This is a genomic window from Streptomyces sp. CC208A (assembly GCF_030010625.1).
Taxonomy (GTDB): Bacteria; Actinomycetota; Actinomycetes; order Streptomycetales; family Streptomycetaceae; genus Streptomyces.
The window spans coordinates 135,791-152,652 of the sequence record NZ_JASCXN010000014.1; the positions used below are offsets into that span (position 1 = coordinate 135,791).

Sequence of the window (16,862 nt, forward strand, 5' to 3'; positions counted from 1 at the left end):
ATTCATGCCGCCGCGGACCCCGGCCGGGCCGCCCACCCCCGCTGGCGTACGCTGGTGCGGTCCGTCAGCAACCCTCCGAAAGGGACGAACCGGTGACCGAGAAGGCCGACCTCACGCCGTTCGATGTCACAGCCGTTCTCGACCGCGCCGCCGCGGGCGGCCGGATCACCCCCGAGGAGGCGCTCGACCTGTACCGCTCGGCGCCCCTGCACGCCCTCGGCGCCGCCGCCGACGCCGTGCGCCGCCGCCGCTACGCCGGTACGGAGCACATCGCGACGTACATCATCGAGCGGAACATCAACTACACCAACGTCTGCGTCACCGCCTGCAAGTTCTGCGCCTTCTACGCGGCCCCGAAGGACACGAAGAAGGGCTGGACCCGCGACCTCGACGACATCCTGCGCCGCTGCGCGGAGACCGTGGAGCTCGGCGGCACGCAGATCATGTTCCAGGGCGGCCACCACCCGGACTACGGCGTCGAGTACTACGAGGAGCACTTCGCCGCCATCAAGAAGGAGTTCCCGCAGCTCGTCATCCACTCCCTCGGCGCCTCCGAGGTCGAGCACATGGCGCGCATCTCCGGCGTCTCCGTCGAGGAGGCCGTCACCCGCATCCACGCGGCCGGCCTCGACTCCTTCGCGGGAGCGGGCGCGGAGCTCCTCCCGGAGCGCCCCCGCAAGGCGATCGCGCCGCTCAAGGAGTCCGGCGAGCGCTGGCTGGAGATCATGGAGATCGCCCACAAGCTGGGCGTCGAGTCCACCTCCACGATGCTGATGGGCACCGGCGAGACCAACGCCGAGCGCATCGAGCACCTGCGGATGATCCGCGACGTGCAGGACCGGACGGGCGGCTTCCGGGCCTTCATCCCGTACACGTACCAGCCCGAGAACAACCACCTCAAGGGCCGCACGCAGGCCACGCTCTTCGAGTACCTGCGCATGATCGCGATCGCCCGGCTCTTCCTCGACAACGTCGCCCACATCCAGGGCTCCTGGCTGACCACCGGCAAGGAGGTCGGCCAGCTCTCCCTCCACTACGGCGCCGACGACCTCGGCTCGATCATGCTGGAGGAGAACGTGGTCTCCTCGGCCGGTGCCAGGCACCGCTCCAACCGCCTGGAGATCATCGACCTGATCCGCAAGGCCGGCCGCGTCCCCGCCCAGCGCTCCACCACCTACGAGCACCTGACCGTCCACGACGACCCGGCGAACGACCCGGTCGACGAGCGGGTCGCCTCCCACATCTCGTCGGTGGCCATCGAGGGCGGGACGGCCCACCCCGAGCTGAAGCTCCTCGACGCGAACTGACGCCGGTGCTCACCCTCCACACCGCCGAGGCCTCCCCGGAACTGGCCGTTCTCGTCGACGGCGCCCGGATCGCCGCCGTCGGCCCGTACGAGCAGCTGGCCGATGAGCACCAGGACGCCCGCCTCCGCCGCTGGCCGGGCATCCTGCTGCCCGGCCTGCTCAACCCGTACGCCCCCGAGCTCCTGGAGCGGACCTACCACCCGGACCCGCGCGAGGCCAACGAGTTCGGCACCGCGCCGATCACGGGGGAGCGGGCGGCGGAGCTCTTCCGCGCCGACCCGGCCCGCCTCGGCGCGAGCGCCCGGCGGGGCGTCCAGCGGATGCTGGCCCACGGCACGGTGGCGGTCGCCGGCGAACTGCGGTCGAGGGCCGCCCGGGACGCGGTCCGCCGCGCCGGCCTCGCGACCGGCCGCCGCCCCGACACCCTCCCGGGCCCCCCGTCCCTCTCCCCGACCCCCCTGATCCTCCTCCCGCGCCTGACGCCCGGCGCCCCGGCCCGCTTCGCCGTCTTCGACGTCCCCGACACGGCGACGCTGGTCCGCCGGGGCGCGTCGACCTGCGTGGCCACGGTCATCGACGGGCGGCTCGTCTACCGCGCCCGCTGACAGTCCACGTGGACGAAGCGCACCTCGCCGGGCCGCACCTCGAGAGCGATGCCCGGGTCGAGCGGCGGGTCGTTCTCCTCCATCGGATGCGCGTCCGCTTCCTTCACCAGCTCCAGGAAGCGCGGATCCTGGGCGACGGCGGACAGCTCCTTCGCCGCCACCGTCGTCTCCGCACTATCGGCGTACACGATGAACGTGACGTCCCTCTCGCGGTACGTGTACTGCACCAACACCCTGCCGCCCAGCTCGCTGATCGCCCCGCTCCTCAGCTCCGCGACGCTCTTCCTGCCGGACGGGTCCGGCCCCATGCCGGCGCACACGGACCGCACCGACACGGCCATGCGGAAGGTCCTGCCGCCCGCGTCGAACCGGTAGTCGCTCACCCGGTCGCCCACCGGGCGGACGCCGGTGACCGTCTCCGGAAGCCGCTCGTCGAGGAGGGCCGCCATCTTCCGCCGGTACTCCTCCCGGCGCTCCCGCTCGGCCCCGGACATCCCCGTGCCGTCGCCGGACGAGGCCACGGGCACGGTCACCCCGGGGCCGGTCCCCGGCAGCAGCGTGAGCCCGAGGGCCCCCGCCGTGGCCACGGCGAAGGCGGCCGCGCCGACCGCGAGCCGGGAGCGGGCCCGGCGCCGGCGGCCCTCGCGCACCGCGGACGGTACGAGATCGGGCAGCGGCGGCAGAGTGTCCGCCGTCCGGGCCATGGCGTCGTGCAGCAGATCGATGTCGCGGTGGTCTTCCACAGGGGGACCTCACCTTTCCGAGAGGGAGAGCCCGGCGTCGGCCAGGCGTACGCGAAGGCGGGCGAGCGAGCGCGAGCACTGGCTCTTGACGGTGGCCTCGCCGCACCCCAGCAGCGCCGCCACGGAGGCCACGCTCTGGTCGTCCCAGTAGCGCAGCACGACCATCGCCCGCGCCCGGGGCGGCAGTTCGGCGAGCGCCGCGAGCAGCGTGACCCGCAGGTCGGTGTGGTCGGCGGCGGGCCCCGGCACCGTGCCCCCGGTCCGGGTGAGCGCCAGCAGATCCCGCAGCCCCCGGCGCCGCTCCGCCAGGAACGTCCTGGTCAGAACCTTCTTGGCGTACGCGTGCGGATGCTCGGCCGCCCCGGCCCGCCGCCAGTGCTGGTACAGCTTGGCCAGCGTGGTCTGGGTCAGGTCCCGCGCGGTCTCGGCGTCCCCGCAGAGCAGGTACGCCGTCCGGTACAGCCGCTGCTGCGCGGCCCGCGCGAACTCCTCGAACCCGGCGGCCGACCCCACGTCCACCTCCTCCACCGTCAGGGCCCTCACTTCGATCGGCACTGCCATCGCACCCCTGCTCCCCTCGCCGTCGCGTGCTGTTCGACCGTCCTTGAGCGCCCCCGGGCCCGAAAGGTTGAAGCGGTACGGGAGGAAATTCCGGCGGCTGCTTGAATGGGTCCCGTGACCCGAGCCAACCTGGACAAACAGCCGCACGAAGTCGCCTCCATGTTCGACGACGTGGCGGCCAACTACGACCTCACCAACGACGTGCTCTCGCTCGGCCAGGACCGCCGCTGGCGCAAGGAGGTCGCCAAGGCGGTCGACGCGCGCCCCGCGCAGAAGATCCTCGACCTCGCCGCCGGCACCGCCACCTCCTCGCAGCCCTTCGCGCGGGCGGGCGCGTACGTAGTCCCGTGCGACTTCTCGCTCGGGATGCTCCGCGTCGGCAAGCAGCGTCACCCGTGGATGCCGTTCACGGCGGGCGACGGCACGAGGCTGCCCTTCAAGGACGACGTCTTCGACGCGGTGACGATCTCCTTCGGGCTGCGCAACATCCAGGACACCGAGCAGGCCCTGCGCGAGCTGTACCGCGTGACGAAGCCCGGCGGCCGGGTCGTGATCTGCGAGTTCTCGCACCCCACGTGGGCGCCGTTCCGCACGGTGTACGAGGAGTACCTGATGCGCGCCCTGCCGCCGGTGGCCCGCGCCGTCTCCTCCAACCCCGACGCGTACGTCTACCTCGCCGAGTCCATCCAGTCCTGGCCCGACCAGCCGACCCTCGCGGGTCTCCTCCGGAAGGCCGGCTGGTCGAAGCCGGCCTGGCGGAACCTGACCGGCGGGATCGTCGCCCTGCACCGGGGGTTCAAGCCGGCGTAGGCGCCGCCACGTGGCGTACTGCTACTTGGCGTACATGCCGTAGCCGCCGACGCCGGTGTACACGGTGTCGGCGACCTTCCGGTGCACCTTCACGCCGTTCTCGGTGTCCGTCGGCGGCGTGCGGACCTGCGTACCGGTCACCAGGGTGGTCGAACCGCCGCCGTCGAGGTTGAGCGCGTCGACCAGGGCGAGTTCCGTGGAGTCGAGGAGCTCGGCGAAGGAACGCAGGTAGTCGCCGTCCTCGTTGGCCTTCCCGGTGAGGGTGACGAGCACCGGGTGGCCCTTGACGTTGGTGCCGAGCGCGGTGCGCGAGTCGGTGCAGATCGGGGTGGTGCCGTCGGCGCCCGTCTCCGTCCCGCTGCACGAGTTGGACAGCCCGACGGGGATCTCGCCGTTGCGCAGCAACTGGTGGAAGGAGCTGACCACGTCGACCGAGGCGTCCAGCGGGATGTCCCGGTTCATCGTCACGTCGTGGAGCTTCATGTCGATCGTCGCCCGGTCGTCGCGGACGAACCGGGCGCGCAGCCACGCGGCCCCGGTGCCGACGCCCTGGAGGACGCGGCCGCCGGCCGGGACCGTGATGCCGCCGCGGCCCTCGTGGGCGTCGGTGACGACGCCGTTCGCGTCGAGGACGACCTCGAAGCCCTTGTCGGCGGTGGCCGGGACGGCCGGGTCCGTGCCCGGCTTGGGGACGGCGATCCCGTAGTCGTCGGTGAACACGACGATCTCGTCGGGGTCCGTGTAGACGACCGGGCTGCTGCTCACCTTGACGTCCTCCGCGTCGCGGGCGCAGTGCGGGGCGCGTCCGGGGGTCCGGTTGACGTCGTCGATCCGGATGGTCTCGCCGGTGGGCGCGGTCAGCTCCATCTTCGTGAGGAGCTTGGTGATGTACGGGATGCCGTACTGGATCACCGCTCCGGTGCTGCCCTTCCCGCCGTCCCAGCAGCTGGAGCTGTGCAGGACGCCGTCGATGGCCGAGGCGCCGGTGTGTACTACCGGCTTCGCGGCGGTGCTGCCGCTCGGCTCCCGCTGGAACAGGCCGCCGTTCACGCCCGCGTACGGGTGGCGGGAGGCCACGGAGGACACGGCGGCGAGCTGGTCGGTGACCGGCTCCGCCGAGGCGTCGCCGGTGCCGACGAAGCTCTCCAGGGTGACGGCGCCGGCGGTGGGGTCGATCTCGACGATCTGCAGGATGCGGCCCGCGGCGCGGTTGTCGGGCGTGGTCTCGGTCCACGTGGTGTGGGTGACGCCGGTGGCGAGGGTGACCGGCGTGCCCTGGGTCCAGCGCTGGGCGAGCGGGCTCAGCGGCTCCTCGGCCGTGGGCGCGGCGACGGCCGAGGTGGTGAACGCGAGGGCGCCGACGACGGCGACGAGGCCGACGAGGGGGCGGTGGGTCCTGGTCACTGGCATTCCGCCGTTCCGTTGACGAGCTCGTGCGAGCGGAAGGTGCCGGCGAACGGGGCGGGCACGGTGGTGCTGTCGCCGCGCAGCACCACGTAGGCGCCGTACACCTTGCCGTCGGCCGGGTTGGTCCAGGTGCCGCTGAAGGTGGGCTGGGGGTAGAAGCAGACGTGCTTCTTGGTGCGGTTGAAGACCGACTTCGGCGCGGCCTCGGTGCCGTAGCTGTTGCCGTAGCGCAGCTTGGCCGCGTCCGTCGCGGGCAGGTGCGTGGTCATCGGGCCGCGGCCGGCCGGCTCCTCGAAGGTGCAGACCCGGTTGTCGGGGCAGCGCTCGTAGCCGGTGAAGCACAGGGCGCGGGTCGGGACCGTCTTGTGGCCGCTGAGCGTGTTCACGAAGCGGGTGTCGGAGGTCTGGTACTCGTCGGACCGGCCGGGCTTGACGGTCTGCATCAGACCGCCGTAGCCGGCGTCGACGTAGAGGCAGGCCCACTGGTTGGTGTTGTTCTTGGCGGAGAGGGTCTTGTCGTCCCAGGTGGCGTCGTAGCCTTCCTGGTTCTGCCCGGTCGTGAAGTCCCGCCGCTCGCCGGTGCCGCCGGGCCCGCTGTAGAGGCAGAGGGTGTCCGCGGGGCAGTCGTCGAAGGGCGCGGGCTCGGCGCTCGCGGGCAGGGCGAGGAACGCCGAGCAGAGGAGGGCGAGGACCGCTGTGATCAGCGAGCCGCGCCGTATGTGTGTACGAGAGATGGTCACACGAGATGATCCCTCACGGGGGGGTGCCCCCTGGTGGGTGGCCCTCCGGACAGTCCGTGACGGCCCCCCATAGACTGCCCGGGTACGTCTTTACCGCCCCTACCGCCCTAGTCTTCGGGAGAATCCGCCGTGACCGAGCAGCCCCTCTCCGAGCACAGCGCAGATGTGATCGTCGTCGGTGCGGGGCCGGCCGGCTCCACCACCGCGTACTACCTGGCCAAGGCCGGGCTCGACGTGCTGCTCCTGGAGAAGACGGCGTTCCCGCGCGAGAAGGTCTGCGGCGACGGTCTGACCCCGCGCGCCACCAAGCAGCTCGTCTCCATGGGCATCGACATCTCGGAAGAGGCCGGCTGGCTGCGGAACAAGGGTCTGCGGATCATCGGCGGCGGCGTCCGGCTCCAGCTCGACTGGCCCGACCTCGCCTCGTACCCGGACTACGGGCTCGTCCGCAAGCGCGACGACTTCGACGAGATGCTCGCCCGGCAGGCGCAGAAGGCCGGCGCCCGCCTGTACGAGCGCTGCAACGTCGGCGCCCCGGTCGTCGACGCCCGCACCGGCCGGATCACCGGCGTCCACGCCAAGCTGGGCGAGGAGAAGCGCGAGGTCACCTTCCACGCGCCGCTCGTCGTCGCCGCCGACGGCAACTCGACGCGCCTCTCCCTCGCCATGGGCCTGCACCGGCGCGAGGACCGGCCGATGGGCGTCGCCGTCCGCACCTACTTCACGACCCCCCGGCACGACGACGACTACCTGGAGTCGTGGCTGGAGCTGTGGGACAAGCGCGGCCCCCAGGACCGTCTCCTCCCCGGCTACGGCTGGATCTTCGGCATGGGCGACGGCACCTCCAACGTCGGCCTCGGCATCCTCGACTCCTCCTCCGCCTTCCGCGAGCTCGACTGGCGCGAGGTGCTGAAGACCTGGTGCGCCTCGATGCCGGAGGACTGGGGCTTCACCCCGGAGAACATGACGACCCCGATCCGCGGCGCGGCCCTCCCGATGGCCTTCAACCGCCAGCCGCACTACACCCGCGGCCTGCTGCTCGTCGGCGACGCCGGCGGCCTGGTCAACCCCTTCAACGGCGAGGGCATCGCCTACGCGATGGAGTCCGGCCAGATCGCCGCCGACGTCATCGTCCAGGCCCACGCCCGCGCCACCCCCGCCCAGCGCGAACTGGCCCTCCGCAACTACCCGCGGATCCTCAAGGACACCTACGGCGGCTACTACACGCTGGGCCGCGCCTTCGTGAAGCTCATCGGCAACCCGAAGGTCATGAAGATCGCGACCCAGCGCGGCCTCACCCACCCGCTCCTGATGAAGTTCACGCTGAAGATGCTGGCGAACCTCACGGACCCGACCGGCGGCGACGCGATGGACCGCATCATCAACGGCCTGTCGAAGGTCGCGCCGAAGGCCTGACCCCCGGGCCGTCCCGGCACGCCGAAGGGCCGTCGCTCCCCCGAGGAGTGACGGCCCTTCGTGCTGCGTACGGCTCAGAGGATGCGGACGGCGCCCGAGGGACGGTCCCAGTCGAGCGAGCGCTCGACGACGCCGGTCGAGGGGTTCTGCGCGCCGACGTACTTGCCGCCGCCGACGTAGATGGCGACGTGGTACGAGCCGCTGCGGCTGCCCCAGTAGAGGATGTCGCCCGGCTGGAGGTTGCTCAGGGAGACGGAGGTGCCCATGGAGGACTGGGCGCCGGAGACGCGCGGCAGGTCGATGCCGGCCTGGCGGTAGGCGGCCTGGACGAGGCCCGAGCAGTCCCACGAGTTCGGGCCGGTGCCGCCCATGACGTACGCGTCGCCGATCTGGGCGCGGGCGAAGGCGACGATCGCGGCGGCGGAGCCGGAGGCGACCTGGGTGGACGCGGAGGCGGAGGAGCCGCTGTCCGAGGAGTCCGAGCCCGAGTCCGAGGAGGAGGCCGACGCCGCGGTGGTGGTCAGCTGGGTCCGGGCGCTGTCGCGGGAGGCGCGGGCCTGGGCCTGCGCGCGGGCCTCGGCCTCGGCGGCCTCGGCGCGCTCGCGCTCGGCCTTCGCCTTGGCCTCGGCCTCCTGGCGGGCCTTCTCGGCGCGCTCGGCCTCGGCCTTGCGGTCGGCCTCGGCCTTGGCCTTCTTGGCCTCCTTGGCGGCCGCCTGCAGGGCGGCGGCCTCCTGGGCCTCCAGGCTCTGGCCGAGCGCCTCCTGCTCGGACGCCTCGGCGGAGGCGGCCACGGCGGTGGAGAGGTCGGTGGTGAGCGAGCCCAGGGTGGGCATCTCGATGGTCTCGGTCACCGGCTCGGCATTCGCCGGTCCGGCAGCACCGGCCACCGCGATGGTGCTGAGGACGCCACCGGCAACTCCGGCGCGGAGCGCGAGCTTCGAAGCGCTGCGGCGGGGCTTCCGGTGGCTGGGTATGTGAGCGGTGTGGGACATGGGTACAACCGCTATCAGGGCTTCGCGGTTCCCTTCAAGAAACGTGGGTTGCGCCACAGTTACGAATGGAACCGTCCAATCCGCTTTCTTGCCGCCCTTACTGACGCCGTAACGGGCAAATCGGGCACGGCTCATTGTGCCCTTGATCATGGGTTTTCAATGAGATGCCCGAATTGCCCTTCGCTTACCACCTCTTGGGGCGGATGGCCAAGCCCCGTTCTTTTCACCCTGTCGAGCCGTGACGCAGGTCACACCTCCGTCTCGTGAACGCGTGCACACGGAGTCGAGGCGTCCACTTCCGTCTCGGCGAACCCCCGGACGGGCGACGCGGATGCCTATATCACTCGTACGCGTCCACTGCCAATTTGCTTGTACTGCCCATCTCTTGATAGGGCAACACCCCTCCGACCGGCGACTTCCGGTCCGAATGTCACACCTGGTGACCACCTGGGCGCTTCACGCGACAAGATCACTGCTCATCCGACTTCATGATCCTTCGTCAGGTGGTGAAGATCACAAATCCGTTGGTGACCCCCGTGTCGCAGATCACAGAGGGGCGGGCTTAAGATACGCGGACGTCAGGCTTGTGAACTGCCTCACATGGGGGCGATCTTTCCGGAGATCGTTCCGGGGCTCCGCGAGCCGGCTGGTGCGGTCCAACGGTCAAGGACGACTGGAAGGAGCGAGGAGCGTGAATGCGTACGCGCCCGTCCTCGTGCTCGGTGCCCTGGGTGCGGGGTTTGCGATCTTCTCCGTGGTCATGGCCACGCTAATCGGGCCAAAGCGGTACAACAGGGCAAAACTTGAGGCGTACGAGTGCGGCATCGAGCCGACCCCGACGCCGGCCGGAGGCGGTCGCTTCCCGATCAAGTACTACCTGACGGCGATGCTCTTCATCGTCTTCGACATCGAGATCGTCTTCCTCTACCCCTGGGCCGTCACCTTCGACGCCCTGGGGCTTTTCGGGCTCGTGGAGATGCTGCTCTTCGTGCTCACCGTCTTCGTCGCCTACGCCTACGTGTGGCGGCGCGGCGGCCTGGAATGGGACTGAGAAGGGCTGAGGAGCACCCATGGGACTCGAAGAGAAACTGCCCAGCGGCTTCCTGCTGACCACCGTCGAGCAGGCCGCGGGCTGGGTCCGGAAGTCATCCGTCTTCCCCGCGACCTTCGGCCTCGCCTGCTGCGCCATCGAGATGATGACGACCGGCGCCGGCCGCTACGACCTCGCCCGCTTCGGCATGGAGGTCTTCCGCGGCTCCCCGCGCCAGGCCGACCTCATGATCGTCGCGGGCCGGGTCAGCCAGAAGATGGCGCCCGTCCTGAGGCAGGTCTACGACCAGATGCCCAACCCCAAGTGGGTGATCTCCATGGGCGTCTGCGCCTCCTCGGGCGGCATGTTCAACAACTACGCGGTCGTGCAGGGCGTCGACCACGTCGTGCCGGTCGACATCTACCTGCCGGGCTGCCCGCCGCGCCCGGAGATGCTGATGGACGCGATCCTCAAGCTCCACCAGAAGATCCAGACCTCGAAGCTCGGCGTGAACGCCGAGGAGGCGGCCCGCGAGGCGGAGGAGGCGGCGCTGAGGGCGCTGCCGACCATCGAGATGAAGGGTCTGCTCCGTTGAGCGACGAAACCCCGAACCCCGAGAAGGAGCTGAGCGAGCAGAACCTGCCCGGTCAGCGCGGTGAGCACGGGGAGGAGGTACGGGTCCAGCGCGGCATGTTCGGCGCGAACAACGGCGGCGACACCTCCGGCTACGGCGGCCTCGTCCGCTCGATCCGCCTCCCCGGCCCGGCCACCCGCCCCTACGGCGGATGGTTCGACGAGGTCGCCGACGAGCTCGAAGGCGCCCTGGAGGAGCAGGGGCTCGCCCCGGAGAACGCGATCGAGAGGACGGTCGTCGACCGCGGCGAGCTCACCTTCCATATCGAGCGCGAGCACCTCGTCCGCGTCGCCCGCACCCTCCGCGACGACCCGGCGCTCCGCTTCGAGCTCTGCACCGGCGTCTCCGGCGTCCACTACCCGGGCGACAAGGGCCGCGAGCTGCACGCCGTCTACCACCTGCGCTCGCTCACCCACGGCCGGCTGATCCGCCTGGAGGTCTCGGCCCCCGACCAGGACCCGCGGATCCCGTCGCTCGTCTCCGTCTATCCGACGAACGACTGGCACGAGCGCGAGACGTACGACTTCTTCGGCATCGTCTTCGACGGCCACCCGGCCCTCACCCGGATCATGATGCCGGACGACTGGCAGGGCCACCCGCAGCGCAAGGACTACCCGCTCGGCGGCATCCCCGTCGAGTACAAGGGCGCCCAGATCCCGGCTCCGGACCAGCGGAGGTCGTACTCGTGAACACCCCGTCCGCCTCTCCCCGCGAAACGACCGAGGGGACCGTCTACACGGTCACCGGCGGCGACTGGGACGAGGTCGTCCAGTCCGCCGCGAAGGCCGACGACGAGCGGATCGTCGTCAACATGGGCCCCCAGCACCCGTCCACCCACGGCGTGCTCCGGCTCATCCTGGAGATCGACGGCGAGACCGTCACCGAGGCCCGCTGCGGCATCGGCTACCTCCACACCGGCATCGAGAAGAACCTCGAGTACCGGACCTGGACGCAGGGCACCACCTTCGTCACGCGCATGGACTACCTCACCTCGTTCTACAACGAGACGGCGTACTGCCTCGGCGTGGAGAAGCTGCTCGGCATCACCGACGACATCCCCGACCGGGCCACCGTCATCCGGGTCCTCCTCATGGAGCTCAACCGGCTCTCCTCGCACCTGGTCGCCATCGCCACCGGCGGCATGGAGCTCGGCGCCACGACGATCATGATCTACGGCTTCCGGGACCGCGAGATGATCCTGGACCTGTACGAGCTGATCACCGGCCTGCGCATGAACCACGCCTACATCCGGCCCGGCGGCCTCGCCCAGGACCTCCCGCCCGGCGCCGTCGACGCCGTGCGCGAGTTCGTGAAGACCATGAAGAAGAACATGCCGGAGTACGACAAGCTCGCCACCGGCAACCCCATCTTCAAGGCCCGCATGCAGGACGTCGGCCACCTCGACCTCACCGGCTGCATGGCCCTCGGCGCCACCGGACCGATCCTCCGGTCGGCGGGCCTCCCGCACGACCTGCGCAAGTCCGACCCGTACTGCGGCTACGAGACCTACGACTTCGAGGTCCCCACCGCCGACACCTGCGACTCCTACGGCCGCTTCCTCGTCCGCCTGGAGGAGATGCGCCAGTCGCTGCGGATCGTCGAGCAGTGCCTCGACCGGCTCGCCCCCGGACCGGTCATGGTCGGCGACAAGAAGATCGCCTGGCCCGCGCAGCTCGCCCTCGGCCCCGACGGCCTCGGCAACTCCCTCGAACACATCAAGAAGATCATGGGCACTTCCATGGAGGCCCTGATCCACCACTTCAAGCTGGTCACCGAGGGCTTCCGGGTCCCGGCCGGCCAGGCGTACGCGGCCGTCGAGTCCCCCAAGGGCGAGCTCGGCGTGCACGTCGTCTCCGACGGCGGCACCCGCCCCTTCCGGGTCCACTTCCGCGATCCGTCCTTCACCAACCTCCAGGCCATGGCGGCGATGTGCGAGGGCGGCCAGGTCGCCGACGTCATCGTCGCCGTCGCCTCCATCGACCCCGTGATGGGAGGCGTCGACCGATGACAGAGACCCCGACGAGCGGCAACGTCAGCCTGGGGATGCCCCAGCTCCCCGCCCCCGCCTACCCGGACGACGTCCGGGCCCGGCTGGAGGAGGACGCGAAGGCGATCATCGACCGCTACCCCGACTCCCGCTCCGCGCTCCTGCCGATGCTGCACCTCGTGCAGTCGGAGGAGGGCCACGTGACCCGTACCGGCATGCGGTTCTGCGCCGACATGCTCGGCCTGACCACCGCCGAGGTCACCGCCGTCGCCACCTTCTACACCATGTACCGCCGCAAGCCGTCCGGCGACTACCAGGTCGGCGTCTGCACCAACACCCTCTGCGCGGTCATGGGCGGCGACGCCATCTTCGAGGAGCTCAAGGAGCACCTCGGCGTCGGAAACGACGGAGCCGACATGACGACTGCGGACGGCAAGATCACTCTTGAGCACATCGAGTGCAACGCCGCCTGCGACTACGCCCCCGTGGTGATGGTCAACTGGGAGTTCTTCGACAACCAGACCCCCGAGTCGGCAAAGAAGATGGTCGACGACCTGCGCGCGGGCCGCACCGTCGAACCCACCCGCGGCGCCCCCCTCTGCACCTTCAAGGAGACGGCCCGGATCCTCGCCGGCTTCCCCGACGAGCGCCCCGGCGCCGTCGCGGCCACCGGCGGCGCCGGGCCCGCCTCCCTCGTCGGCCTCCGCCTGGCCAAGGGCGAGGCCCCCCATACCCGAATCGTCCACCCGCGCGGCGAGGCAGCCGGTCAGGAGGGAGCGTGATGACAGTGGCCGCCGAGATCAACTCCAGCAGCCCCGAGAAGCTGCTCTCCCCGGTGCTCTCCGCCTTCTGGGACCAGCCGGACTCCTGGACCCTGGAGACGTACCAGCGCCACGACGGCTACCAGGGCCTCAGGCGCGCGCTCGCCATGAGCCCCGACGACCTCATCGCGTACGTGAAGGACTCCGGTCTCCGCGGACGCGGCGGCGCCGGCTTCCCCACCGGCATGAAGTGGCAGTTCATCCCGCAGGGCGACGGCAAGCCGCACTACCTCGTCGTCAACGCCGACGAGTCCGAGCCCGGCACCTGCAAGGACATCCCCCTCCTCTTCGCCAACCCGCACTCCCTCATCGAGGGCATCGTGATCGCCTGCTACGCGATCCGCTCCAACCACGCCTTCATCTATCTGCGCGGCGAGGTCGTCCCCGTCCTGCGCCGCCTCCACGAGGCGGTCCGCGAGGCGTACCGGGCCGGCTACCTCGGCAAGAACATCCTCGGCAGCGGGCTCGACGTCGAGCTCACCGTGCACGCCGGCGCCGGCGCGTACATCTGCGGCGAGGAGACCGCCCTCCTCGACTCGCTCGAAGGCCGCCGCGGCCAGCCCCGGCTGCGGCCCCCCTTCCCCGCGGTCGCCGGCCTCTACGCCTGCCCCACCGTGGTGAACAACGTCGAGTCCATCGCCTCGGTTCCCGCGATCCTCCACCGCGGCAAGGAGTGGTTCACCTCGATGGGCAGCGAGAAGTCCCCGGGCTTCACGCTCTACTCGCTCAGCGGGCACGTCGCCTCGCCCGGCCAGTACGAGGCCCCGCTCGGCATCACCCTGCGCCAGCTCCTCGACATGAGCGGCGGGATGCGCCCCGGGCACCGGCTCAAGTTCTGGACGCCCGGCGGCTCCTCCACCCCCATGTTCACCGACGAGCACCTGGACGTGCCGCTCGACTACGAGGGCGTCGGCGCCGCCGGGTCCATGCTCGGCACCAAGGCCCTCCAGTGCTTCGACGAGACCACCTGCGTGGTCCGGGCCGTCACCCGCTGGACCGAGTTCTACGCCCACGAGTCCTGCGGCAAGTGCACCCCCTGCCGGGAGGGCACCTACTGGCTCGTCCAGCTCCTGCGCGACATCGAGGCGGGCAAGGGCGTCATGTCCGACCTCGACAAGCTGAACGACATCGCCGACAACATCAACGGCAAGTCGTTCTGCGCCCTCGGCGACGGCGCCGCCTCGCCGATCTTCTCCTCGCTGAAGTACTTCCGCGAGGAGTACGAGCAGCACATCACGGGCAAGGGCTGCCCCTTCGACCCGGCCAAGTCGACCGCCTGGGCGGACAACCACAAGGAGGTGACGGCATGACGGTCACCACGGCCGGCCCGTCCGGCGGCGGTTCCCCGGCGGGGCCGCCCAAGGACGCAGGCCAGGACATGGTCACGCTGACCATCGACGGCATCGAGATCTCCGTCCCCAAGGGGACCCTGGTCATCCGCGCCGCCGAACAGCTCGGCATCGAGATCCCCCGCTTCTGCGACCACCCCCTCCTCGACCCGGCGGGCGCCTGCCGCCAGTGCATCGTCGAGGTCGAGGGCCAGCGCAAGCCGATGGCCTCCTGCACCATCACCTGTACCGACGGCATGGTGGTCAAGTCCCAGCTGACCTCGCCGGTCGCCGAGAAGGCCCAGCACGGCGTGATGGAGCTGCTGCTCATCAACCACCCGCTGGACTGCCCGGTCTGCGACAAGGGCGGCGAGTGCCCCCTGCAGAACCAGGCCATGTCCCACGGGCAGGCCGAGTCCCGCTTCGACGGCGCCAAGCGGACGTACGAGAAGCCGGTGCCGATCTCCACGCAGGTGCTGCTCGACCGCGAGCGGTGCGTGCTCTGCGCCCGCTGCACCCGCTTCTCGAACCAGGTCGCCGGCGACCCGATGATCGAGCTCGTCGAGCGCGGCGCCCTCCAGCAGGTCGGCACCGGCGAGGGCGACCCCTTCGAGTCGTACTTCTCCGGCAACACCATCCAGATCTGCCCGGTCGGCGCCCTCACCTCCGCCGCCTACCGCTTCCGCGCCCGCCCCTTCGACCTGGTCTCCTCGCCGTCCGTCTGCGAGCACTGCGCCGGCGGCTGCGCCACCCGCACCGACCACCGGCGCGGCAAGGTCATGCGCCGCCTCGCGCAGGACGACCCCGAGGTCAACGAGGAGTGGATCTGCGACAAGGGCCGGTTCGGCTTCCGGTACGCGCAGCAGCGCGACCGGCTGACGACCCCGCTCGTACGCAACGCGGCCGGGGTCCTGGAACCGGCCTCGTGGCCGGAGGCCCTGGAGGCCGCCGCCCGCGGCCTGGTCCGCGGCCGCACCGGTGTCCTCGCCGGCGGCCGGCTCACCGTCGAGGACGCCTACGCGTACGCCAAGTTCGCCCGGGTCGCCCTCGACACCAACGACGTCGACTTCCGCGCCCGGATCCACTCCGGCGAGGAGGCCGACTTCCTGGCCTCGGCCGTCGCCGGACGGGGACGGGATCTGGACGGTTCCGGCGTCACGTACACCTCGCTCGAAGCCGCGCCGATGGTGCTGCTCGTCGGCCTGGAGTCCGAGGAGGAGGCCCCCGGCGTCTTCCTGCGGCTCCGCAAGGCCTGGCGCAAGCACGGGCAGAAGACGTACGCCGTCGCCTCCCACGCCACCCGCGGCCTGGAGAAGACCGGCGGCACCCTGCTGCCCGCCGCCCCCGGCACCGAGACCGAGTGGCTCGACGCCCTCACCTCCCGCGTCGGCCTCGACTCCACCGGCTGGGCCGCCGCCGAGGCGCTGCGCCAGGAGGGGGCCGTCATCGCCGTCGGCGAGCGGCTCGCCGGGGTGCCCGGCGCGCTCACCGCCGCCCTGCGCGCCTCCGCCGCCACCGGCGCGAAGCTCGTGTGGATCCCGCGCCGGGCCGGTGAGCGGGGAGCGATCGAGGCGGGCGCGCTGCCGAGCCTGCTGCCCGGCGGCCGGCCCGCGACCGACCCCCGCGCGCGTGAGGAGGTCGCCGCCGCCTGGGGCGTCCGCGAACTCCCGCACGGCTACGGCCGCGACACCGGCCAGATCCTCCAGGCCGCCGCCGGCGGCGAACTCGCCGCGCTGCTCGTCGGCGGCGTCGACGTCGACGACCTGCCCGACCCGGCACGCGCGCGTGAAGCCCTCGACCGGGCCTTCGTCGTCTCCCTGGAGCTGCGCCCCGGCGCCGTCACCGAGCGCGCCGACGTCGTCCTGCCGGTCGCCGCCGTCGCCGAGAAGTCCGGCACCTTCCTCAACTGGGAGGGCCGCGCCCGGATGTTCGAGGCCGCGCTCAAGCCCGAGCAGATGACAAGGGCGGTCGCTCCTGCCGACGCGCGCGTGCTCCACATGCTCGCCGACGCCCTCGACGTCCACCTCGCCCTGCCCGACCTGAAGACGGCCCGGCGCGAGATGGACCGGCTCGGCCGCTGGACCGAGGAGCGGGCCTCCGAGCCCACCGCGCACGCGGTCCCGGCCCCCCGGCCCGGCGACGGCGAGGCCGTCCTCGCGGGCCACCGGCTCCTCCTCGACCTCGGCCGGCTCCAGGAGGGCGACGAGGCGCTGGCCGGCACCCGTCACGCGGCGGTCGCCCGGCTCTCCGCCACCACCGCCGCCGACACCGGGGTCAAGGACGGCGACCTGCTCGAAGTCACCGGACCGGCCGGCGCGGTCGCCTTCCCCCTCCAGGTCACCGAGATGCCCGACCGGGTCGTCTGGCTCCCGCTGAACTCGGCCGGCCACGGCGTCCTCGCCGGCACCGGCGCCCGCCCGGGCGACCTGGTCCGCATCGGCCCGGCCACCCCGAAGGAGGCGCAGGCGTGAACACGCTCCT

At 71.3% G+C, this 16,862-nt stretch carries 16 protein-coding genes; 11 read left to right on the plus strand and 5 right to left on the minus strand.

The annotated features are described in order from the left end of the window. The first annotated feature begins 92 nt into the window (after positions 1-92). Positions 93-1,307 (plus strand): cyclic dehypoxanthinyl futalosine synthase, encoded by a 1,215-nt coding sequence (mqnC, locus tag QK442_RS17660; protein WP_282694905.1) that lies wholly within the window; start codon positions 93-95, stop codon positions 1,305-1,307. A gap of 5 nt (positions 1,308-1,312) precedes the next feature. Next, positions 1,313-1,912 (plus strand): hypothetical protein, encoded by a 600-nt coding sequence (locus tag QK442_RS17665; RefSeq protein WP_282694906.1) that lies wholly within the window; start codon positions 1,313-1,315, stop codon positions 1,910-1,912. Here the strand turns inward: QK442_RS17665 and QK442_RS17670 are convergent. Continuing rightward, the gene (locus QK442_RS17670; RefSeq protein WP_282694907.1) at positions 1,897-2,655 is read right to left on the minus strand and encodes a hypothetical protein; all 759 of its coding nucleotides are present in this window, start codon (positions 2,653-2,655) and stop codon (positions 1,897-1,899) included. The genes QK442_RS17665 and QK442_RS17670 overlap by 16 nt on opposite strands. 9 nt (positions 2,656-2,664) lie before the next feature. Next, positions 2,665-3,216, minus strand: coding sequence for a SigE family RNA polymerase sigma factor (locus QK442_RS17675; protein ID WP_282694908.1), 552 nt, complete (start codon positions 3,214-3,216; stop codon positions 2,665-2,667). Positions 3,217-3,330: 114 nt separating this feature from the next. On the opposite strand from QK442_RS17675, the gene QK442_RS17680 reads away from it, so the two are divergent. Next, positions 3,331-4,026 (plus strand): demethylmenaquinone methyltransferase, encoded by a 696-nt coding sequence (locus QK442_RS17680; RefSeq protein ID WP_282694909.1) that lies wholly within the window; start codon positions 3,331-3,333, stop codon positions 4,024-4,026. A 21-nt stretch (positions 4,027-4,047) separates the two neighbouring features. On the opposite strand, the gene QK442_RS17685 is transcribed toward QK442_RS17680, so the two are convergent. Further along, the gene (locus QK442_RS17685; RefSeq protein WP_282694910.1) at positions 4,048-5,436 is read right to left on the minus strand and encodes a phosphodiester glycosidase family protein; all 1,389 of its coding nucleotides are present in this window, start codon (positions 5,434-5,436) and stop codon (positions 4,048-4,050) included. Then, positions 5,427-6,173, minus strand: coding sequence for a peptidase inhibitor family I36 protein (locus tag QK442_RS17690; protein ID WP_282694911.1), 747 nt, complete (start codon positions 6,171-6,173; stop codon positions 5,427-5,429). The genes QK442_RS17685 and QK442_RS17690 overlap by 10 nt, the downstream gene beginning before the upstream one ends. Before the next feature lie 129 nt (positions 6,174-6,302). Between QK442_RS17690 and QK442_RS17695 the strand changes: the two genes are divergently transcribed. Further along, positions 6,303-7,589, plus strand: coding sequence for a geranylgeranyl reductase family protein (locus QK442_RS17695; RefSeq protein WP_282694912.1), 1,287 nt, complete (start codon positions 6,303-6,305; stop codon positions 7,587-7,589). Positions 7,590-7,663: 74 nt separating this feature from the next. Here QK442_RS17695 and QK442_RS17700 read toward each other — a convergent pair whose 3' ends face one another. Next, the gene (locus QK442_RS17700) at positions 7,664-8,581 is read right to left on the minus strand and encodes a C40 family peptidase (protein WP_282694913.1); all 918 of its coding nucleotides are present in this window, start codon (positions 8,579-8,581) and stop codon (positions 7,664-7,666) included. Positions 8,582-9,272: 691 nt separating this feature from the next. Here QK442_RS17700 and QK442_RS17705 point away from each other — a divergent pair. The 7 genes from QK442_RS17705 to QK442_RS17735 are packed head-to-tail and all read left to right on the plus strand — an operon-like array spanning position 9,273 to position 16,852. Then, positions 9,273-9,632 carry an NADH-quinone oxidoreductase subunit A gene (locus QK442_RS17705; protein WP_019888619.1) on the plus strand — a complete coding sequence of 120 codons (360 nt, stop codon included), beginning with the start codon at positions 9,273-9,275 and terminating at the stop codon, positions 9,630-9,632. 19 nt (positions 9,633-9,651) lie between these two features. After that, positions 9,652-10,206, plus strand: a complete 555-nt coding sequence (locus QK442_RS17710) for an NADH-quinone oxidoreductase subunit B family protein (protein WP_282694914.1) — start codon at positions 9,652-9,654, stop codon at positions 10,204-10,206. Then, the gene (locus tag QK442_RS17715; protein ID WP_282694915.1) at positions 10,203-10,934 is read left to right on the plus strand and encodes an NADH-quinone oxidoreductase subunit C; all 732 of its coding nucleotides are present in this window, start codon (positions 10,203-10,205) and stop codon (positions 10,932-10,934) included. The genes QK442_RS17710 and QK442_RS17715 overlap by 4 nt, the downstream gene beginning before the upstream one ends. After that, positions 10,931-12,253 carry an NADH-quinone oxidoreductase subunit D gene (locus QK442_RS17720; RefSeq protein WP_282694916.1) on the plus strand — a complete coding sequence of 441 codons (1,323 nt, stop codon included), beginning with the start codon at positions 10,931-10,933 and terminating at the stop codon, positions 12,251-12,253. The genes QK442_RS17715 and QK442_RS17720 overlap by 4 nt, the downstream gene beginning before the upstream one ends. Further along, entirely contained in the window at positions 12,250-13,014 is a 765-nt protein-coding gene (gene nuoE, locus QK442_RS17725; protein ID WP_282694917.1) for an NADH-quinone oxidoreductase subunit NuoE, read from the plus strand. The genes QK442_RS17720 and nuoE overlap by 4 nt, the downstream gene beginning before the upstream one ends. Continuing rightward, positions 13,014-14,363 carry an NADH-quinone oxidoreductase subunit NuoF gene (gene nuoF, locus QK442_RS17730; protein ID WP_282694918.1) on the plus strand — a complete coding sequence of 450 codons (1,350 nt, stop codon included), beginning with the start codon at positions 13,014-13,016 and terminating at the stop codon, positions 14,361-14,363. The genes nuoE and nuoF overlap by 1 nt, the downstream gene beginning before the upstream one ends. Continuing rightward, positions 14,360-16,852 (plus strand): NADH-quinone oxidoreductase subunit G, encoded by a 2,493-nt coding sequence (locus QK442_RS17735; RefSeq protein WP_282694919.1) that lies wholly within the window; start codon positions 14,360-14,362, stop codon positions 16,850-16,852. Before nuoF ends, QK442_RS17735 begins: the two co-directional genes overlap by 4 nt. Positions 16,853-16,862: the final 10 nt, after the last annotated feature.